Consider the following 23,545-nt stretch of genomic DNA (forward strand, 5'->3'; position numbering starts at 1 on the left):
ATACCCCCTTACTAACTGACTGGTTGTGAAAACTTTATCTGCGCCCATTTGTTCTAACACTTCAATTTTTTAAAACACAATGGGCTGCCCTTAATAAGACAGCCCATTGTTACAAAAAGGTGGTACCTGCTATTTTGCAGGCTCCCTGTGTGTGGTGGGTGTATGAATAATATCGAAGTATACTTCTTTATTGTTGGCATCCGGATAAATGCGGTAGGTAAATTCCTGTTTAGTGAGCACGGTGATATCTACCACGCGGGTAAACAGTACAGTACCGGCGTCATTCTTAGCTACGATGGTACGGGTTTTACCATCTGCGGATACGGACCAGTCGCCATGCATTTTCGGAGAATCGTCCAGGTTGTACATGGTAAAGGTGCCATCAGCTTTGAAGTAGGCGAAGCCTACAAAGTTGGATACATTAGCATCGGTGAGTGCTACATTTTCGTTCTTGTTATTTTTGGCGTTGGTGGTTTCCCAGGGAGTGCTGGCGAGCGTTTGTGAGGGTGTGAGTGGTGCCGGTGCATCATCATCCTTGCTACAGCTTACGATAAATACGCTACATACCGCCAGTAACAGTGCTGCGGTTACTTTTTTCAGATTCTTCATAATAATGAAATTTTAAGTCAAACAAAGGTAACCGGCGGTATCAAGGAAGCTTTGCGCTTTTCATTCCAAAGCTTGTAAGATTTATAACTGAAGGCATCTGATGCACTATTATGCTGCATTAGCCGTTGGGTGCAGCGTATTAAAAAATAGTGAGGGCTAATAAAACTTAAAAATATTATCTATACTTGCGCCATTAAATCTCTTAACCTATACCTAAAAAACTATGCAACAGGTTTACACGCCCCCTCCTGCGGGCAACATCTTCACGTCGCCAAAACTGAGATTCACCGGCAATGGCGGATCTTATTTCGGTATTTTGATTGTGAATGCACTGTTATGTGCGATTACTCTTGGAATTTATTACCCGTGGGCAAGGGTAAAAAAACTTGAGTACCTGTACAACTCTACTGATCTGGATGGTTCCAGTTTTACATTTACCGGTACTGCCAGTGAGATATTCAAAGGCTTTATCAAATTAGTTGGCCTATTCGTGGTTTTGATGATAGCAAATTTCCTGCTGGCAAGAGCAGTACATCCGATTGCCGGCATGTTGCTGTACATCGCCGGATTTATTTTGCTCCTGCCTTTCGCGATCCATGGTGCTAACCGTTACCGCTGGTCCAGGACTACCTGGAGAGGCATCCGTTTTGGTTATCGTGGCGACAGGTCAACTTTTGTGGGCCTGTTTTTTAAAGAGTTCCTGCTCACGATCATCACCTTTGGTATTTATGGTTCCTGGATGGCCATCAACCTGCGTAACTATATTATCAGCAATATCCGCTTTGGCAGTGGTGAGTTCAGGTACCAGGGTAATGGTACTGATTTCTTCCTGCTCAACCTGAAAGGATACTTCCTGACCCTGATTACACTGGGTATTTATGGTTTCTGGTGGCAGGCAGACGTGCTCCGTTATTACATCGACAAAATGACTTTAGTTCAGGGAAACAGAACCTTTACTTTTCGTTCTACCGCTACCGGTGGCCAGTTTGCGGGCTTGATCCTGGTGAACGTGCTGATTATCTTTTGTACGTTGGGGATAGGTTTTGCCTGGGCACAGGTCAGGACTTTCACCTTCCTGGCAGAGCATGTTGAAATCGAAGGTGATGTGGTATTAGAAGAGCTGATGCAAACAGAAGAAGAGTATCACAACGCTATGGGTGAGGATATTATTGATTTCCTGGATATTGATCTCGTATAAATAGTACTTCTATGTATTCAGGTAATTACTTCGATAACAAAACAGCGGCACTTACACCAGCGGATATCCGTTTAAATACGGAATCGCTGGAATTCCATGTAGGCAGCAGTCGTTTTTACTGGCTTTATAGGGAGATAAATGTGCAGCTAATCAATAAAAAATCGTTGCGCATTACGCACCCTGTGGAAGGCGGGCTGGAGATCAAGGACCCTGTATGCATTGAAACGTTTACAAAATTATATTACGCTGGCCGGGGCCCTTCCCTTCATCGGTGGGTGCTCCGGTCGGGTAATAAAGCGGCATTGCTGATTGCGGCGGTACTGTTTATTTCCGGGCTGGCCTGTTATTTCCTGCTGCTGCCATTTTTGGCGGAGCAGGCGGTGAAGCGTATTCCCCTTTCCTTTGACCGGGAATTGGGGAAGATGGCACAATCATCTTTGAACGAAGAACCGAATACCAAAGGCAGCCAGCTATTAACCGAATTCGCCCGCCACATCAATTGGCAAACCGCTGATACTATTACTTTCGCCGTAGTGGCCAGTGAAACTGAAAATGCTTATGCTTTGCCGGGCGGTTATATTGTGGTGTACGACGGCTTGCTGAGAAAGCTGAACACCAAAGAGGAACTGGCGGCGCTGCTGGCGCATGAAGTTTCACATATCCGTTTCCGTCATTCCACGCGAAAGCTGTGCAAGCAGTTAGGCGCCAGCCTGGTACTGGATGTATTTTTTGGTGGCATGGGCGCTTCTTCCGTATTGCTGTCCAATGCGGATGCCTTACATTCCCTGAGTTATTCCCGCCAGTTTGAAAAGGAGGCGGACCTGGAAGGCCTGGCACTCCTGCAGGCTAATAAAATTGACCAACTGGGCATGGTTCAGCTGATGCAGGTGCTGTCGGCCATTCCCCATAAACTGAAAATCCCGGATTTCTTAAGCACCCATCCCCTCACGAAAGAAAGAATATATTATGTAAGGGATCAGATCCGGAAACATCCGGCTGCCCATGAAACCAACAACGACCTCGAAAAAGCCTTCCGTCAGCTAAAAGCCTTATATCCATCCTGATATATGGAAGAGTCCCCTACGAATAACATTTAAGTTACATGAAAAAAAATCCAGCTTGATAAAAAAGATGATATATCTTTGAAAGACTTTTATAAAGATTTTAACCCTAAATTATTGAAAACCAGTCAACCACAGCAAAAACTATCCGTCTGCCGGATCGAGCTGGATTTACATTGGAAATTGGAGGATTTGCCTTTTCAGTTCGTTTTTCGGGAGACCCAATAAAGGGATGATTCCTTATGCACACAAAAAGTAGTTGGCATTTACTCAACAATGCCTGCCCCTCATTATCGTTTTTCTACTTACCGTCATCTCTGACGGCATACTGTCACCACGTGGATGTTTCGGCACTATTCACTGACTTCACCACTTCTTCGAATGTTCAGAATTCCTATTTAATAATTTAAACCACTACAAAAAGCAATGGAACCTTATCTTGCTTCGCTCCTGCTATTCGCTGGAAATTTTGCCATCAGAGGCTATCAGTTTTGTTGGGGACAAATCCTCAGTATTGCCCAAAACACGGCCTTATTTTCCCTTGTGGGTACTACCTACGGTGGCAATGGACAAACTACATTTGGCTTACCAGACCTCAGGGGTCGTTTCCCAATGGGTTGGGGACAAGGTCCCGGATTGCCGAACTATTCATTAGGTCAGATTGCAGGTACACCTACTACCACCCTGTTGATTACAAACATGCCGGCACACAATCATACTGGTACGATTGCTTCTGCTTCTGTAGCCCAGGCAGCCAGCGCAGCTGCTGCAACCACTAATACACCTGGCAGCACAGTAGTACCAGCGCAGTTACCAACCATTGGTGGAGGCCCAAGTGCACAACCAATTAATGGCTATGCAGTTCCTGACAATACTACTTTCCTGGCACCTACCACGAATGTAACAGGTACGGTAAATGTAGGTATCGCAGGTGGCAGTCAGCCATTCAGCATCATGAACCCTTATCTGGCAATGTCCTGGCTCATCGCTACAGAAGGTATTTTCCCTAGCCGTAACTAAAAAATTTATGCAAGCAGCGCTTTCTATTGGGTTCCTTACTCCTTATTCCGGTGTTTATCCTGCCTATTCTGCCCACCTGGTTACAGGCTGGCTGCTGGGTATGGGCTTAGATCCCGTGCGGCAAAGAACAGTGCAGTTTACATCAGAGTATACCCATATGGGAAGCGCTCGTGCATCTGCTGATGCAGCCCGTAAACTGCTTTTTTTTAATAATGTTGACGTCCTGTCAGGATTAATCAGCTATAAGGTGACACCAGATATTATTCCACTGGTGGAGCAGTCAAAAAAACCGGCATTTTTCTTTGACATGGGCGAGTATATTCCCCATTTTCCTCACCTTAGTCCGGATATGTTTTATGCCTCCCACCAACTGTGGCAATCGCAGTTTGCTTTGGGAAACTGGGCCCACAAACAGTTTGGTGATGGCGGACATATGATCATGCCTGTTTATGAAGCAGGCTACCATCTTCACACGGCCTTCAGAGAAGGTGTAACCGCAGCAGGCAGCACACAGATTGGTTTGACGGTTTTACCATTCGACCAAAATGATCCCTCAAAAATGGAGCTGGATGAACTCTTTGTAACACTGGCAAGGGATGCCCCATCCTATGTTCACGCCATCTTCGCCGGCAGTATGGGTACCCGTTTCCTCCAGAAATGGATTGAAAGCGGCTTCCATAAAAAGATTCCCCTGGTCATTAATGAAACCATGGCTTATGACGACATACTGCAGGATATTAAACATATAGACCTGGAAATCTACACTTCCATGACCTGGATGCGGGAAGACCAGCGCAAGGCGAACCAATTGTTTGTAAAGAAGTTTGAAAGCATAGCGCAGCAACCAGCCAATGTATACGCATTAATGGGCTATGAAGCCGGGTTGATGTGGCGGGAGCTGTTGCCTTACGCGCAACAAAAAGACTGGAGTGCAGTAAAACAACAACTACGTACAGGCGTAATAGATGGCCCCAGAGGAGAGAAGAACTTTTACCCCGCTTCAGGATTTGCACTCCCTACTGTTAACATTCTCAGGATCAGTACTACTGGTAATAAAATAAATAAATTAATTCTTGATCAGGGAACAGGAATGCGTTATGATGCGAAAGAATTTGAGATGATTCATAACGAATCACTGACAGGATGGCAAAATCCTTTCCTCTGCATTTAAACCATTTGTATGAATGATATCTTTACCCGAAGTATCAGCAGAATCTTGCTGATAACCTTCTTTATGCTGACAGGCCTGGGGGCATTTGCACAGTATACCAAAACCACCTTACACTCAGGTGGTAGCTATACTGCGATGACTAAAGACAATGCCGGGAATCTCTATGTTGTGCGATTTAACAGTACAACCAATAAATATGAGGTAGTTAAGTTCGTAAATGGTACAAGTACTGAACAGGTGATTTATGACAACTTGTTTAATGGAAGCTCGCTGAATATTTATTCCTGGGGCCTTGCCGTTAATGACCAGGGTGATGTATTTGTGACCAATCCTAATCAGTCGGTTGGGTGGAACATCATCAAGTTAACAGCCCCCAGTTATACAAGTCCCGGAATAATTCAAAGCAATCGTTTTTTTTCAGCGCTGGCGGTAGACAACTCCAATAACCTGTTGTCAATGGAATATAATTCCAGTACCAAAACCTACCAACTAGTTCGGTATCCCTCTGGAGCAGAACAGCTTACGGGTACAGTTGTCTGGAATGGTTTTACTTATCCAACGGCAGCAATTGCAACTACTTACCCTACCAACATTGTGGTCGACTCCCATGATAATATTTATTTGACGGATCTGCATGAATACAGCAATGGCCAAATTGTTAAACTTACCGCTCCGGGATTTGCCGCGACTTCTTTAGCAAGCGGACGCTATTTTTCCTCGCTTGCAATTGATGGAAATGATAATTTTTATACCGCTGAAGCAGGAAGTGACCCAAATAAATATGTACTAAAAAAATACACTGATCTTACAGCTACAGGAACTACATTGTACCCTGACCTACATCAGACAACAGCATTATTCTTTCCCTGGGGAATTGCCGTTATGCCTGACGGTACCATTTTTGCCAACGACGGAGAAAATGGCGGAGAAATCGTTAAACTGACACCTCCTACTATCAACGTTACCGGCATTACCAGGCAAAACAGCAGCCCTACCAACGCCACCAACGTAACCTTCCGCGTTACATTCAGCGCAGCCGCTGCCAATGTAACCGCCGGTGCATTTTCACTGACCACTACCGGCCTTACTGGTACCAGCATTACCTCCGTAACAGCAGTTCCTGCAACTAACTCTTTCGATGTGGTAGTTAACACAGGAACCTCCACCACCGGAACAGTCAGGCTTGATGTAAACGGAACAGGTATTAGTCCTGTCGTAGCGAACGCGCCTTATACTTCCGGTCCAACTTATACAATCGACAGAGTAGTACCCGTTGGAACAATTTCCATAAATGGCGGCGCAGCATATATCAATACAACCAGCGCACCACTCACGCTCACCGGTACCGATGCGAATCCGCCACTACTTATGGCTTTCTCCACGGACGGCGGAACAATCTATTCAGCGAATGAGGCATTTGCTACCAGCAAAACTCTCACACTGCCTACTCCGGATGGTGTAAAAACAGTCCATATGCGACTCACAGATGCTGCAGGTAACTACGCTGTTTACAGTGATAACATTACACTGGATACCAGGGCCCCTGTTACTACTATTAACAGCAACCCTACAAATCCATCAAATACGGGTGTTGCCGCCTTTGCCTTCTCTGCAGATGAAGCTGGCAGTACGTTTGAGGCAAGCAGGGACGGTCTACCCTACTCCGCCACAACTAGCCCGCTTACGTTGACTGGCCTGGCAGATGGCGCGCATACTTTCAGTGTAAGAGCTAAAGATCCGGCAGGTAATACAGGTGCTCCTGCAAACTACACCTGGACCATAGACGCCACCGGCCCTCAGATCACCAGCGTAGCCGTTCCTACAAATGGCTACTACCGTGCAGGCCAGCCACTCACCTTCACCGTAAATTATAATGAACCGGCTGTCGTAGATCAAACCTTAGGCACACCATTTATTAATATCGTTATTGGTACCACTACCGTACAGGCACCTTACACCGGCGGCAGCGGCACCAACCAATTAACCTTTGCATATACAGTACAACAGGGTGAAATGGATATGGACGGTATTACCGTACAGTCTACCCTGGATAATAACGGCGGCACCATTAAAGATGCCCTCGGTAACAATGCCTCCACTACCCTAGCGGGAATAGGTAACACTACACTGGTAAGAGTAAACACCTCTATCCCATCAGTTACCTTATCGTTTGCGTCAGGTGTTACCATGCCTACCAATTCACAGTTTACCGTGGTAGCCGTTTTCAGCGAAGCGGTAATTGGTTTAACGGTAAGTGATTTCAACGTCCTGAATACCACTGTAAGTAATCTTGCAACCTCAGACAATATTACCTACACCGTGCTCATGACACCCGCCTCCAATGGCACAAGAACCATCAGCTTACCATCAGGTGCTGCCCTGAATATCGGTGGCAACCCGAACACGCCTTCCAATACCCTGACGTATACTTATGATGCTACCGCACCAACTGTAACATCAGTAACGGTACCATCTCCCAAATACTATAAAGCAGGTGAAAACTTGTCGTTCACGGTTAATTTCAGTGAGAATGTGATCGTAAATACCACTGGCGGATCACCGGTACTGACACTGACCGTTGGCACTGCAACCGTCAACGCTACTTATGTAAGCACCACCGCCAACGCCATCACCTTTGCATACACAGTTGCGCCAGGTGATATGGATATGGACGGTATCACCATCGGTACATTGTCATTAAATGGTGCTACCATTAAGGACGCTGCCACCAACAATGCGAACCTTACCCTGAACAGTGTTCCTTCCACTACAAACGTACGGGTAAATACTTCGCGTCCTACCACCACCATTACCAGCAGTGCACCTGCAATCATCAATACACCATTTAATGCCACCATTAACTTCAGTGAAAGTGTAACCAACTTTGTGCCTACTGATATTACCGTCACCAATGGTACATTACAGGGCTTTACACAAATCACCGGTTCCACTTACCTTGTACAGGTTGCACCAACCGCAGAAGGTACAGTAACCGTGCAGGTACCTGCAAACGTGGCAGACAACATCGGCAGCAATGGTAACAATGCCTCCAACATACTCTCCCGCATATACGACATTGCGCCACCAGCTGTAACTTCCGTAAGCGTACCAGTCAATGGTTACTATAACGCCGGAACTACCCTGAACTTCACCGTTCGCTTCAGTGAAAACATCACCCTGAACACCACAGGGGGTAATCCAACACTGAACCTGACCATAGGCAGCGCCGTGAAAAACGCCACCTATACAGGCCTGAATGGTACTGATGGGCTGGACTTCAGCTACACTGTAGTAGACGGCGACATGGACATGGACGGTATCGCAGTGAATGATCTTACACTCAACGGCGCTACCATCGTAGACATTGCCAATAATAATGCGGTGATTACCTTAAACAACGTGGCTAATACCACTGGCATATTTGTAAATACACAGCACCCGGGTGTTGCACTTTCTACCACTGCTCCGGCATTGGTAAATGCACCGTTCAATGTAACGGTTACGTTTACGGAAGCAGTAACCGGATTGGCAGCCAGCGACTTCACCCTCACCAATGCCACCGCCAGCAACGTGGCCGGCAGCGGCACCACTTATACTGTACTGGTAACACCTGCCAGCGACGGACCGGTGAGTATTAGTCTGGCTGCGGACAAAGCAGCGAACATAGGAGACAATGGCAACACCGCTTCCAATACGCTGAACTTCACCTATGACGGCACTGTACCAACAGTAACAGCCGTAGCCGTTCCGGTAAACGATTATTACAATGCCGGCTCGGAACTTAATTTCATCGTCCGGTTCAGTGAAGACCTGGTGATCAACACCAGTGGTGGCTCACCAACACTCACACTTAACATCGGCGGTACCAATGTGAACGCGACCTACACCGGCCAAAACGGCACCGATGGTCTCAACTTTGCCTATACCGTACTGGATGGCCAGTCCGATATGGACGGTATCCAGATTACTTCCCTGAATCTTGCAGGAAGTACGATCAAGGATAACGCCACCAACAATGCAAACCTTACATTGAATAATGTGGGTAATACTTCCATGGTACGAGTAAACACCACTCGCCCATCGGTAACACTCTCCACGCCGGCTACACCGAGCGTGAATACACCATTTACGGTGAATATCGCATTCAGTGAAAATGTGACCGGCTTCACCAGTGCGGACATTTCCGTCACCAACGGTTCTTCCAGTCCGGTAACCGTTATCGACAACGCAAATTACAGCGTGACTATCGTACCGGCCGGCGAAGGTCCGGTGACCATAAATGTTCCTGCTGACAAAGCAGATAACATCGGTAACAACGGCAACACCGCCTCTAATACCTTAACTGTTAACTACGATATCACCGCCCCTGCAGTTGCTTCCGTAGCTGTACCTGCTCCTAAATATTACAGAGCAGGCGATGTGCTGAACTTCAGCGTAGCATTCAATGAGGATATCGTTCTGAATACCACAGGTGGTAATCCATACCTCGTCCTGAATATTGGTGCGAACTCAGTACAGGCTAACTACACCGGCGTTTCCACCAACCGCGAGCTGAACTTCAGCTACACCGTAGTAAACGGCGACCAGGATATGGACGGTATCACCGTGATATCCCTGGAAGCAAGCGGCTCCACTATTAAAGATGCCGCTACCAACAACGCCGTGCTTACCCTGAATAACATCGGTAACACCAGCAGTGTATTTGTAAATACCACCAGCCCTACGGTTACGCTAACGTCCACCGCACCGGCACTGGTGAATGCACCATTCACGGTAACGGCTACCTTCAGCGAAGCAGTAACAGTACTTACGGTTGACGAGTTTACCATCACCAATGGTACTGCCAGCAACCTGCAGTCAAACGCTAATACCACTTACACCGTAACGGTCACGCCTACTGCGGACGGTCCGGTAACAATCCAACTGCCGGCTAACAAAGTGGTAAATATCGGCGGTAATGCAAACACACCTTCCAACACCCTCAGCTTCACCTACGACGGCACGGCACCGGCAGTAACTGCGGTAACCGTACCTGTCAACGGCTACTATAAAGCGGGGGATGCGCTGAACTTCACCGTCCTCTTCAACGAGAATATCCACCTTACCGGTGGCACGCCTTCCCTGGATGTAATCCTGACCACAGGCACCGTAAAAGCAGCATATACTACTGCCACAGCCAATAGCCTGTCGTTCCGCTACACCGTTCAACAGGGAGATATGGACCTGAACGGCATTGCCCTCGGCACTGCCATCAGCTTAAACGGCAGCGCCATCAAAGACGATGCTACCAATAACGCCATCCTCACGCTGAACAACATCGCCAATACCACCGGCGTATTTGTACATACAGGATCACCATCGGTACAGCTGTCCACCGCCGCTGCCAGTCGTGTTAACGCGCCATTCACCGTTACAGCGGTGTTTAATGAAGCGGTAACCGGTTTAACAGCCACCGACTTCAACGTCACGAATGGTGCTGTCAGCAACGTGCAGACGGCTGATAACATCACTTATACCTTCACCGTAACACCTGCTGCTGATGGCAATGTAAGCGTAACGCTGCCAGCTACCAGTGCGCAGAACGTGGTGAATAATGGCAACACTGCCTCCAACACGGTAACAGTGCTCTACGACCACACCGCTCCATTAATTACCGCAGGCCTCGCCTTCGAAATACCGGAAAAAAGTGCCGTAGGTACCCAGGTAGGAAAAGTGACCGCCATCGAAACGGCAGGCACCCTGCAAAACTGGACCATCGCTACCGATGATTCCAATGGCGCCTTCGCCATAGATGCGAACGGTAACATCACCGTGGCAGATCAGGCTAAGCTCAACAGTAAGGTGAGCACCACCGTAACGCTGGGCATCACCGTAAGCGACGGACTCAACACCAGTGTAGCCGTTCCTGTTACCATTAAGGTGACAGATGCCACACCACCGGTAGTAACCGCGGTAACCGTACCTGTGAATGGCTACTATAAAGCGGGTGATGCGCTGAACTTCACGGTCACCTTCAACGAAAATATCCACCTTACCGGTGGCACGCCTTCCCTGGATGTAATCCTGACCACGGGCACCGTAAAAGCAGCATATACTACTGCCACAGCCAATAGCCTGTCGTTCCGCTACACCGTTCAACAGGGAGATATGGACCTGAACGGCATCGCCCTCGGCACTGCCATCAGCTTAAACGGCAGCGCCATCAAAGACGATGCTGCCAATAACGCCATCCTCACGCTGAACAACATCGCCAACACCACCGGCGTATATGTACATACAGGATCACCATCGGTACAGCTGTCCACCACTGCCGCCAGCCGGGTTAACGCGCCATTCACCGTTACAGCGGTGTTTAATGAAGCAGTAACCGGTTTAACGGCCACCGACTTCAACGTCACCAATGGTGCTGTCAGCAACGTGCAGACGGCTGATAACATCACTTACACCTTCACCGTAACACCTGCTGCTGATGGCGCTGTAAGCGTAACGCTGCCAGCCGCCAGTGCACAGAACGTGGTGAATAATGGCAACACGGCCTCCAACACGGTAACAGTACTCTACGACCACACCGCTCCATTAATTACCGCAGGCCTCGCCTTCGAAATACTGGAAAGAAGTACCGTAGGTACCCAGGTAGGAAAAGTAACTGCCATCGAAACGGCAGGCACCCTGCAAAACTGGACCATCACTACCGATGATTCCAATGGCGCCTTCTCTATAGATGCGAATGGTAACATCACCGTGGCAGATCAGGCTAAGCTCAACAGCAAGGTGAACACCACCGTAACGCTGGGCATCACCGTAAGCGACGGACTCAACACCAGTGTAGCCGTTCCCGTTACTGTAAAAGTGAAAATGGTGAACCAGGCGCCAACGCTTGATGCAATCGCCAACGCCACCATCTGCCCTGATGGTAAGGAACACACCATCCAGCTCAGCGGCGCCGCAGCGGTAGAGCCAGGCCAAACCTTCGGCTTCAGCATCCTGACGGATAAAGCTGCCAGCTTCGACAAACTGAGCGTGAGCGCAGCAGGCGTCATCACTTACCAGCTTAAAACCACTGCAACCGGCATACAAACCGTCACAGTTACCATTAAGGATAATGGCGGTACGGCAAATGGAGGAATCGATTCATTACGCCGCTCCTTCAATATTGAAGTGGCTACCTTAGGTACGGTTACCATCACCAGCGACAAAGGCAATACCATCTCCAAAGGAGATATTATACACCTGACCGCTACCGGTGGTACACACTACGAGTGGGATAATGCCGCCGGCATTATCAGTGGTCAGCAAACCGCGGTACTGGAAGCCAGACCAATGCAGAACACAACTTATCATGTAACCGTTAGCAATGACTTAGGCTGTAAAAACACGGCAGACTTCGCCGTAACAGTAGTGGCCGACTTCAAAGTAGACGCGGTGAACATCCTCACACCGAACGGGGATGGCAGAAATGATAAGTGGGTCATCCGCAACCTGGACAGCTATCCAAATAATGAAGTGAAAATCTTCGACCGCGCTGGTCGCCTGGTGTACAGCCGTAAGAACTACAGCAACGACTGGGATGCCACCATCAACGGTGCACCATTGTCTACTGGCACTTATTACTACATCTTAACGATCGAAAATGGTGCTAAAGTGGCAAAAGGTTATATCACTATTGTAAGAGAACAATAACAAATATCGAAGCATCTTTTCTGAAAATGCCAGCAACCTTAAACGGTTGCTGGCATTTTCTTTTTAGGCTAAAATCGAGGGTGCATGTCGGCAAGAACTTTGTGATGGTTATACACATCATCAACACCATTACATATGCAAAAGCTACAAAAAATCGACGCACACACGAACATCCTCACCTGGTTTGAAATCCCGGCGGCGGATCTGGACAGGGCCAAGAAATTTTATGAAACCATTCTGGATATTCAAATGGAAAAGCGGAAAGACGGTGACCATGAGTCCGTATTTTTCCCATACGATCCCAACGTAGTTCAGGCCACCTCCGGGCGGGTGACGGGTGTGTTAGCCAAATCGGAACGGCATACCCCATCCGGGGAAGGAACAGTAGTATATATCAACGCCAGCCCGAGTATTCAGGCGGTGATAGACCGGGTAGCCGACGCCGGCGGAAAGGTATTATCTCCCAAAATTCAAATACCCGCAGGTTATATTGCTATCATACAGGATTCAGAAGGGAATAAAATAGGATTGCATGCGGAGCAATAGCATTCACATCTCCCTAAAAAATAAAAGGCGAAAACGTGTTGCAAGAGCACGCCGCCATAGGCCTGGCATTCAGCACAACCCATCCGTATTTTTACAAAGGTTCCCCGCGCGCCAGCACGGCTCCTCAGGATGACACCGAAGGTGTCATCCTCCTCCCCATTTAAATATAAATTAATCATTTGCTAATACTATATTATCCCACCCCAAAATTTACCTTCACCAATATCAATTATTCTATAACTTCCCGTTACGTCAGTGCTCCAGCCTAAGCTGGCACCGATTAATACCACAACTGTTCATAAACAACCAAAACCGCCCGATGCTGAAAGTCATACTGTTAGCATCGCCAGAAGAGAAGAACCAGATATAGTACATAGACAGGCGAATAAACTATCAACTAAAGACCTTCGTGTCTCTTTTTTTATCGAAGAAATGCAATCGTTTGCACAACCAGTATCTATTCACTTATAAAAACCACATTATGAAAAAAACAACAGCCCGTTACGGCGCACCAGGAAAATATGCTGGCGGCTGCAACCTTCCAACTCTACTTTATCCCCTGACTAACACCCAAAATTTTGCGTTATGAGAAGTATAGGGAAAATTACCATTGCGATCATGCTGCTCCTTTGTGCTGTATGTGTGAAATCCTTCGCGCAAACAGGCACCGTAGTGGGCACCGTTACAGACCAGGGAGGTACACCACTTCCCGGCGCCACCGTAGAAGCCGCCTCCGGCGGGAAACGTGTGAACATCGCCATTTCCGACAGCATCGGAAAATTTGTATTCAGAAATTTACCGCCGGCCAGCTATACTTTCAATGTGAGTATGATTGGCTACGATCCTAAATCTTTTACCGGCTATAAAGTCGCTGCCGGCAACAATACACCATTATCATTCGTGGTATCTTCCAACGTAAGTGAGCTGAACAGCGTAGTGGTAGTAGGTTACGGTACCCGGAAACGACAGGACGTAACAGGTGCCGTTGCCAAGGCCGACTTACAGGTGCAGAAACAATCTCCCAACGCCAACGTGATGTCGTCCCTGCGCGGAACAGTGCCGGGCCTCACAGTAGGCCAGGTAGGCAAAGCAGGAACCGACCCCACCATTATGGTGCGCGGCCGTAACTCTATCTCCGGTACTACTTCCCCGCTGATTGTAGTAGACGGACTGATTTACAGAGGTTCGCTTACTTCCATCAACCCTTCTGACATCGCCAGTATTGATTTATTGAAAGATGCCAGTGCTGCTGCCGTATACGGCTCCCAGGCCTCCAATGGGGTGATACTGGTGACCACCAAAAGCGGTGCAAACGGCATGGATAAACTAACGGTGGATTACAGCGGCTCCTACTCCATCCAGGATATGACGCAGAAAGATATGAAGCCCGCCACCGGCGCACAATACGTGCAAAAGCTGGGCGACTGGTACCTGTCTGAGAGTCGTGACCCTAACGACCCTACGAAAATGAATCCTAACTGGGACCCCACTACGAAAATGCCAGCCATCGAAGGCGACAACTATAAAAACGGCTATGAAGCCAACTGGTGGGACCTGATGACGAATAGTCGCCCCAGGATCCAGAACCACAACATCGGCCTCAGCGGACGCTCTAAAAAACTCCGCTTCTATATGGGCTACGGCTACTTCGACCAGCTGAACCTCATCAAAGGCGATAACTACCGCAGAAACAGTATCCGTATCAACGTGGAAGCAAAACCGGCCGACTGGTTAACCGTTGGCGCGCAAACCAGTCTTTCCATCAACGACTACAGCGGCGTATCTCCCACTTTCTCGGACATTATGCTGCTGAAGCCATATAATCTCCCATATGATCCAAAAACCGGACAGATGCTGGAGTTTTATGCACAAACAACTACACCCACCCCCATCGAAATACTCAAACGATCCAGGGACCTGGACCGCAACCTGAACTTAACAGGTAACTTTTTTGTGAGCATCGATATACCGTATATCAAAGGACTGAACTACCGCGTTAACTTCGGTAACAACTATATCAGTGCTAACCGCTTCAATTACAACGCGCCTTCCGTAGAAGCTACCGCCTACAAAACTTATCAGACGGACTACTTCCTGACGCTGGATAATATTCTCACCTATAAAAGAGATTTTGGGAAACATGGAGTGGACCTGACTTTATTGTACGGAGCAGAGGTTAATAACCATGATGGTACCAGCACTTCAGCCGGTGGTATTACCAACGGTGCACTGTCTTATAACAGGCTGGATGTGGGCGATCCTGCGCGACTCACCACCTCCAATGACATGACCATTTTGCCATGGAAAGAACAGGCGTTGTACCAGATGGCGCGACTCTCCTACTCTTTTGATAAAAAATATATCCTCACCGGTACTGTCAGAAGAGATGGTTTCTCCGGATTTTCTGCTACCAACAAATGGGCTACCTTCCCATCGCTGGCTTTTGCATGGCGCATGAAGGAAGAAGAATTCCTGAAACCGGTGAGCTTCCTGGATGACCTGAAACTACGGTTATCGTACGGTTCCACTGGTAACAGAACGGTAGGCCGCTATCAAACCCTGGCCCAGATGAGCGTAGGGCTGGCGAATGGTTACCTGTACGGTACTTCTGGCGGTGCACAACTGGGTACCTTCCTGAATCAGTTACCTAACTCCGCACTCCGCTGGGAAACCACCAACTCCTTCAACACCGGTGTGGACTTCTCTTTCCTTAACAACCGGCTCTTCGGTTCACTGGACCTCTACTTCTCCAATTCCAAAAACCTGTTGAACTCACGTGCTACGCCTACCATTACGGGCTTCAACACTTTCCTGATCAACATCGGGAAAATACAGAACAGAGGTCAGGAGCTGAACATCACCGGTGTACCGGTGGCAGGCAAAGACTTCAAGTGGGAAGTAACGGCTAACTTCTTCCGCAACCGTAACAAAGTGCTGGATATTGACGGTACTAAAAAAGACCTGATCAATGGTGCAGACCCTATTCTCAGCTACTTTATCGGTCAGCCCTACGGCGTAGTGTATGATTACAAAATCACCGGCATGTACCAGATTGGCGACAAGATTCCGGATGGCCTGGCACAACAGGGTTTCAAGGCGGGTCAGTATAGCATTGAGGATAGAAACGGGGATGGAAAAATTACGCCGGAGGATAAACAGATCCTCGGAAAGCTGGATCCCTCTTATAGTCTGGGTATCAGCAACAGTTTCTCCTACAAGGCTTTCCAGCTGAAGTTCTTTATCAATACCATTCAGGGTGGCAAAAATGGTTACCTCGGCGCGCCTGGTATTATGCTGCAAAATCCGGATAACATCCGCAACAACAACGGTTTTGTATACGACTACTGGACACCGAATAATCCGAATGCACGCTACAGAAGCATTGCTGCTTACGTAGCCACACTGGGTGAAAATTTCGGGCCTTACCTCTCCAGGAGCTTTATCCGTTTGCAGGATGTAACCCTCACCTATTCCTTACCGGAAGGGGTTTTAAGTCGCCTGAAAGTAATCAGGGCTGCCAGCATATACCTGAATGCACAAAACCTCCTGACCATCACCAAATGGGACGGTTGGGACCCTGAGTCTAACCCGCCTGCCAGCCAGCGCTCTTCGCTGGGGCTGAGAATGCCGGGTGGTATGGGCTTAGACCAGAATGGTTACCCGGTAATGAAAAACTATTCACTGGGTGTGAACGTGACCTTTTAATGCATAAAACTTCAAGACATGAAAAAAACACTCTTCATATACCTGTTTGGCATCAGTGCGGTAGTAGCTTCCTGTAGTAAAAGCTTTTTGGATGAGGACCCGCTGTCGATCTACACGCCTGACAACTCCCTGCAAAACGCCACACAATATCAACAGGCTACCAATAACCTGTACAATGGTGTCAGGAATATTTATATGGGCAATATCAACCTGGATACTTATTTCGGGTTGTACTACGCTACTGACTTCGCCTTTAACGGCACGGACTATGATCCGGCAGCCAAACTGAATGCCTACAAGGCCACCATGGTGCCCAGCTATTTTATCCCGCAGGGCATCTGGACGGCTTATTACAAGATTATCACCAATGCTAACCTGATCATCAGTCAACTGAATAAATCCAAACAGTTGAGCGATGCGGATAAAAACAATTTCATGGGACAGGCATTGTTTTTCAGGGCCTACTCCTACAACATCCTGGCGAATTTGTTTGGCGGTGTGCCGCTGGAGTTAAATGAACTGGCAGCGCCCCGTTACGATTATGTGCGTGCCAGCAGGGACAGTGTTTATCTCCAATGTAAAAAGGACCTGGAACAGGCAGTAGGCTTACTCTCAGATATCAACAAAGTACCTGATGGTACGGTTAATAAACAGATAGCACAGCATATTCTTACTGAGGTGCTGATTTCATTGAAGGATTACGACGGCGCCATTGCCAGCGCTTCTTCTGTGATTAATTTTTCCGGTGTATCACTGATGACCAGCAGGTTTGGCAGAAGAGCCAATTTGCCGGGCGATGTATACCGCGATCTGTTTGAATACAACAACCAGAACTACAGCACCGGTAACCATGAAGGTTTGCTGGTGATACAATCTACACTTAACAACTCCTCCTCCGTGGGCGATCAAACGGCCTGGGCGGTGGTACCGAGTTTAACCGGTGTAAGGATTGTGGAGTCCACAACAAAAACGAAGATTCCAATCCTCTACAATGCGAAGTTTGTGGACAGCGTTTCCTCCAACGGCATTGGCTGGATCAGGCCTACCTCGCACTTCTTTTACGAGATCTGGACGCCGGGAGATATACGCAATTCGCCTAACAACATTGTGCGCGACATTCGTATTTCCGGTGTGCCTGCCACCTCCCCTGATTACGGCAAATGGTATGTGAAAGATGGTTATAAGGACAAAGTGCAGCCGGCCGACTTCCGCGATACCATCCGTAATTTTTACCCGGTGATCAGGAAAACTTCACCTTCTGCGGGCGACTTTGTAGCGGTTGCTGGTCCTTCTATTTTGACCAACGTCACCAATCCGTTTGGTGGTTTGTTGTTGAATGGCGCTTCCAGGTTATTTATGCAGAAGTACATGGCCCGCCTGGCAGAAACTTACCTGTTAAGGGCAGAAGCCTATCTCCGCAAGGGCGACAAGCAGAAAGCTGCTGACGATGTGAATGTGGTGCGTAACAGATCGCAGGCTGGCCTGGCCACTGCGGGTGAAATGAATATAGATTATCTCCTGGATGAGCGTTTACGTGAGTTATACATGGAAGAGTTCCGTGCGGTAACGCTGACGCGCTTAGGGCTGTTGTACGATCGTGATAAGCGGTATAATCCGAAATCGGGGCTTACCATTGAGCCGTACCATAACCTATGGCCGATTCCTTCTACGGAGATTACGCAGAATACAGGGGCGGTGTTAGAGCAGAATACAGGATATGGAAATTAAAATTGGCAGGTCCGGCTTATGAGCCGGACCTTTTTTTGTTTTTAGGGAGATGTAAATACCGAGCTGGAATACATTTAAGTTATCATGTAGAGGCGATCGGTTGCAATAGCTGTAAATTATCCAAAACAAATTTTACTTTTGGGCTCTTATTACCTATACTATGAAGCAACTGAGGCACTTTCTGTTGTTGGCTACCATGCTGACTACAGGTGTAAGTATATATGCCCTGGATATCTATCCTGCTGGTTTTAAAAGGGCAAATCCACCGCGTATCACTTCCTTTAGCCCACAAATGGCCGGACTGAATGACACCGTTACCATTACAGGTACTAACCTGAATTATGCAAGCGTTGAACTTGGGGATGCCAGGTCTTTTGCATTTATACTATCGCGGACTTCTACTACGATGCAGATAGTGGTGCAGGAAGGATCCTCCGGAAATGTGTACGTATCTAACGCAGACGGGGAGGATTCCCTGCCAGGCTTTAAATATATTCCCACAGCTCCGCGCGTTACCAGTTACTCCCCGAAGCTTGTTAGCAGTGGTGCGGTAGTTACCATCAAAGGAAAGTATTTAAAAGATGTCACCGGCATAATGTTAGGAGGCAATGCGGTGGATAGCATCATTTCCGTACAGGATACGCAATTGGTAGCGATTGCAGGAAAGCCTGGCAGTGGCGACGTTACAGTAACGACGACCGCCGGCAACGGTGCTATATCCGGCTTCACCTGTTTGCCTGCAGGCCCTCAGATTACCGGCATTGCCCCTTCCCGGGGGCCGGTGGGTACAATCGTTACTATTTATGGCCATCACTTCCATCCGGTGGCCAATAAGAATACCGTGTATTTTGGTGCGGCGCAGGCAAAGGTGCTGGCTGTTACGGAAAGTACCTTAACAGTAAATGTACCGGTGGGCGCATCCTATGAATCGTTATCTGTGACAACTAACAAGGCCACTGCTACCTCACCCGTTGCGTTTGATGTAACTTTTGCCGGTGGCCCGATCACCAGCAGCTCTTTTGCTGCCGGCTATACCTACCGCCCTGCACAGCCCCCTTTTGAGCTCCTGGCACTGGATATGAATAATGACCAGCGTGTAGACCTGGTGGCACCATACGCCACACCAACTCAACTACAGGTAGTCAATACCGTTATAAAAAATCTGGGAAATGAAACCTTTGCCGCAGTGGAAAACAGGGTTTTAACGGCTACGCTGGATCAAACTGAAACAGGCTGGGCTGATATGGATGGCGACGGCAGAAAGGACCTCGTGCTTACAGTTAATTCCGATGGGAAGGCGGTCACTGTTATTCGTAATATTTCGACCCGTGATAGTATTGCCTTCGCGCAGCACCAGTCCGCGCCATTGACCAGCCTTTACTCCAACAGGGTTAGTACCGGAGATCTGGATGTTGACGGCAGACCCGATGTATTGGTACAGAGCCAGAGTGTGAGTGTAGGTCGTATAGGCCTCAACGTTACCGTCGACAGTATTTTATTACTTACTCCTGTATCTCCTTCATTAACTGGTGGGGAATCAGCTATCATCGAGGATTTGGACGGCGACGGCAAGAATGATTTGTTGGTGCTGGATCCTTATTATGGCGGCTTATTATTTTACCGGAATATCCTGCAGTTAAAAGGCGTAGTTAGTATGGCAGCAAGGCAGCAAATAAAATACCTGGCAAAGCGGATACTGGTGGCGGATATCGACGGAGATCAGTTACCCGATATCATTACCGTTAACAAAAACGGTTATTTTGGTATCCTGAAAAATAACTCTGTGCCAGGTAACATCTCGTTTGGCAATCCTGTGGAATTCGCCATAGGCTATATCCCTGCAAGAATTGGCATCGGTGACCTGGATGGAGACGGCAAACCTGACCTGGCATTTCCAGGAGGTACAAGCAGCGTTATATCTGTTTTTAAAAATCTGTCTGATAAAAACCAGATAGCATTCGGTACCGCCATTAATTATCCTGCGCCACATCAACCTACGCTAATTACCATTGCTGATCTGAATAATGATAGCAAACCTGATATAGCGTCTGCAGGTGCCGGTGGCATCTCCCTATATTACAACAGGATAAATGCGGCTGACAACCCGGTAATTGATGCTTTTAGCCCAGAAAGTGCCAGGAAAACGGATATGATCCGCATCACAGGCAGTCACTTTACAGGTGCCATCCAGGTTACATTTGGCGGAGTGCCGGCTCAAAGCTTCCAGGTGCAGAATGACAGCACTATTACTGCTGTGGTGGGCGAGGGTGCGGGCGGACTTATAACAGTGATAACACCTGCAGGGATCGGTAGCAAGGCTGACTTTTTATTTATTGCAGATAAACCGGCCATTACTTCATTTACTCCCACGCAAGCGACTGTACGAACACCAGTAACTATACGCGGCAGTCATTTTACCGATGTCACGCAGGTATTGCTGGGTGGTGTGAACAGCCCTTTTACGATTATTTCCGATAGTATTATTACTGTTGTCGCGGGTGCGGGGGCCACGGGTTATGTAACTGTTGCCAGCAATGGCGGGGCAGATAGTTCGGCGGGCTTCACCTACAAGCCGCCTGTTCCTATGATTACCCGCTTCTATCCTTCCACCGCTACTATAGGAGATACAGTGATGATCAACGGTAATTATTTCGATTTTATTACCCATGTCACATTCGGAGGGAGCGACGCCGGCCAATTTAAAGTGCAAAGCGATACCGCTATCATGGCGGTGGTTGGACGTGGCAGTAGCGGAAAGGTGAGCGTTTCTTCTGCTACTGCAGACGCTGAACTGCCTGGCTTCAGCTTCCGTATACCCGTGCCAGTTACTACAGCATATATGCCACAAACCGGCCGGGAAGGCGATACAATACGCATTAGTGGGAGGTATTTCCAGTGGGTGACCGGCGTATCGCTGGGAGGTGTGCCCGTGGCCACGTACCAGGTGTATGGCGATACCCTCATTGTTGCTGTCGTGGGTAAAGGGGCATCAGGATACGTTAATTTAAAAACAGATGAACGCGGTTATGATATGTATAACTTGCGTCAGTTTGCATTTGTATACCCAGCTCCAAAAATATCGGCATTTACTCCGACTACGGCGAAGCCGGGTACTACCGTTACCATTACAGGTAATAATTTCCGAAATATTATGGCCGTAAAATTTGGAGGTGTAAAAGCTACCTCCTGGAATGTAATATCTGACACTAAGATTACTGCTGTGGTAGGGACAGGTGCCATTGGGGCGGTAACGGTGGACAGCGATTGGGGAGTTGACTCCCTGCAAGGTTTCAACTGGATAACAGATGCGCCAATTATACTGAGCTTTACGCCGGATACTGCCTGGCAGAGCCGCACGGTAACTATTAAAGGCTTGAATCTGAGCAAGACTTATGCAGTATTATTTGGAGCCTTGCACGCCCGTTCATTTAAAGTAATATCAGATACTGTAGTTGAAGCAGTGGTGGGAGAAGGTAACAGCGGAAGCGTTGTATTGCTTGTATCCGGCTTTCCTTTAGTTGGCAAAGCGGGATTTACATATGTGCTGCCACCTCCCATCATTACTTCCTTCTCACCCACCAGTGCTACCGCCGGGACCACTGTCACCATTCGCGGTACAAATTTCACGGGGGCTCATACCGTAAAGTTTGGGAGTGAATCAGCAATGAGTTTTAAAGTAATTGCAGATACCCTTATTACAGCGATAGTAGCACACGGTAGCTCCGGAGCTATCACTATTCAAACTGATAAAGGCAATGGGGCTGCGAGCGGTTTTATTTTTACCGACCAGCCGGCTATACTGAATTTTTATCCTTCCAGTGGCGGTTTTGGAGATTTAGTAACTATCACTGGCCATAGGCTGAGCGGTAGCAGTAATGTTAGCTTTGGCGGAATTGCAGTCCAAAGATTTACCATTGTGAACGATACCACCATCACAGCTGTGCTAGGCAGAGGCAGATCAGGGAATGTGGAAGTATCAACACCTGCCGGGGTTTTGTCAATGCCGGGATTTGCTTATGTAGCGCCCGCACCTGTTATCACAGGATTCTCTCCTGCTACAGGCACATTGAACAGTCAGCTTACTATCCATGGAATTAACTTTACAGACGCCTATTACGTAGCGTTTAATACAGCATCTTCTCTGAACTTCAGTGTGGTAAATGACAGTACTATTATTGCAACCGTCGGCTTTGGGGAAAGTGGGGAAGTGAGGGTAATCAACAGCAAGGGTGAAGGAAAAAAAGCGGGCTTTATATTTACCCAGCCACCGCCAGCCATCTCGCATTTTGAACCAGCGGCTGCTGCTATGGGCGATACAGTGACGATTTATGGCAGCTTCTTTAAATCTGTTACAGCGGTGGCCTTTGGAGGTACAAATGCAGCCGGCTTTAGTGTGATTACTGATTCTCTCATTACTGCCATAGTAAGCAAAGGCAGCAGCGGTGCAGTAACGGTAGTTACGCCTTCTCTCCCTTACGCCTCCTTGTCCGGATTTACATTTTTGAGTCCATTGGAGGATCCTGCCAAAAAAATTGCTATTTATCCTAACCCTGCCGTTAGGTACACCTGGGTAACTCATCCGATAGCAAACAATGCAAAAATTTATTTGCTAAATGCCGGTGGGGATATCGTCCGGGTTGTAGCGACCACACCCGGGACCACTCAAACCCGGATGATGTTAACGGGAATAAAAGCAGGTATGTATTATTTGTCGTGGCGGGATGGCACACAATCCATATCCGCGGCTATCATTGTTAGTCCTTAGTACCTATTCCGACTGACCAGCCAATGGCAAAGCTTGTCAGGCAGCATAAATCCGGTACGTGA

At 48.0% G+C, this 23,545-nt stretch carries 11 protein-coding genes; 10 read left to right on the forward strand and 1 reads right to left on the reverse strand.

Features of this window, described 5'->3' with window-relative positions; genetic code table 11:
- Positions 1–129: 129 nt before the first annotated feature.
- The gene (locus tag BUB18_RS21535) at positions 130–609 is read right to left on the reverse strand and encodes a DUF4822 domain-containing protein (RefSeq protein WP_073085042.1); all 480 of its coding nucleotides are present in this window, start codon (positions 607–609) and stop codon (positions 130–132) included.
- Positions 610–832: 223 nt separating this feature from the next.
- Between BUB18_RS21535 and BUB18_RS21540 the strand changes: the two genes are divergently transcribed.
- The 10 genes from BUB18_RS21540 (at position 833) to BUB18_RS21580 (ending at position 23,483) form a co-directional block, all read left to right on the forward strand.
- On the forward strand, positions 833–1,807 hold the full coding sequence (locus BUB18_RS21540; RefSeq protein ID WP_073085044.1) for a YjgN family protein: 975 nt from the start codon (positions 833–835) through the stop codon (positions 1,805–1,807).
- Between the two features lie 11 nt (positions 1,808–1,818).
- Positions 1,819–2,871: a M48 family metallopeptidase gene (locus BUB18_RS21545; RefSeq protein ID WP_073085046.1), complete on the forward strand. Its 1,053-nt coding sequence runs from the start codon at positions 1,819–1,821 to the stop codon at positions 2,869–2,871.
- A gap of 423 nt (positions 2,872–3,294) precedes the next feature.
- Positions 3,295–3,888 (forward strand): phage tail protein, encoded by a 594-nt coding sequence (locus tag BUB18_RS21550; RefSeq protein ID WP_073085048.1) that lies wholly within the window; start codon positions 3,295–3,297, stop codon positions 3,886–3,888.
- A 7-nt stretch (positions 3,889–3,895) separates the two neighbouring features.
- Positions 3,896–5,059 carry an ABC transporter substrate-binding protein gene (locus tag BUB18_RS21555; protein WP_073085050.1) on the forward strand — a complete coding sequence of 388 codons (1,164 nt, stop codon included), beginning with the start codon at positions 3,896–3,898 and terminating at the stop codon, positions 5,057–5,059.
- Positions 5,060–5,068: 9 nt separating this feature from the next.
- On the forward strand, positions 5,069–12,739 hold the full coding sequence (locus BUB18_RS21560) for an Ig-like domain-containing protein (protein ID WP_073085052.1): 7,671 nt from the start codon (positions 5,069–5,071) through the stop codon (positions 12,737–12,739).
- Between the two features lie 135 nt (positions 12,740–12,874).
- Complete coding sequence (locus BUB18_RS21565) at positions 12,875–13,285, forward strand: VOC family protein (RefSeq protein WP_073085054.1); 411 nt, start codon at positions 12,875–12,877, stop codon at positions 13,283–13,285.
- 35 nt (positions 13,286–13,320) lie between these two features.
- The gene (locus tag BUB18_RS30115; RefSeq protein ID WP_262487694.1) at positions 13,321–13,449 is read left to right on the forward strand and encodes a hypothetical protein; all 129 of its coding nucleotides are present in this window, start codon (positions 13,321–13,323) and stop codon (positions 13,447–13,449) included.
- Positions 13,450–13,870: 421 nt separating this feature from the next.
- The gene (locus BUB18_RS21570; protein ID WP_073085056.1) at positions 13,871–16,990 is read left to right on the forward strand and encodes a SusC/RagA family TonB-linked outer membrane protein; all 3,120 of its coding nucleotides are present in this window, start codon (positions 13,871–13,873) and stop codon (positions 16,988–16,990) included.
- Positions 16,991–17,008: 18 nt separating this feature from the next.
- Entirely contained in the window at positions 17,009–18,718 is a 1,710-nt protein-coding gene (locus BUB18_RS21575; protein ID WP_073085058.1) for a RagB/SusD family nutrient uptake outer membrane protein, read from the forward strand.
- 160 nt (positions 18,719–18,878) lie between these two features.
- The gene (locus BUB18_RS21580; RefSeq protein ID WP_073085060.1) at positions 18,879–23,483 is read left to right on the forward strand and encodes an IPT/TIG domain-containing protein; all 4,605 of its coding nucleotides are present in this window, start codon (positions 18,879–18,881) and stop codon (positions 23,481–23,483) included.
- Positions 23,484–23,545: the final 62 nt, after the last annotated feature.

The organism is Chitinophaga jiangningensis, assembly GCF_900142605.1.
Lineage (GTDB): Bacteria > Bacteroidota > Bacteroidia > Chitinophagales > Chitinophagaceae > Chitinophaga > Chitinophaga jiangningensis.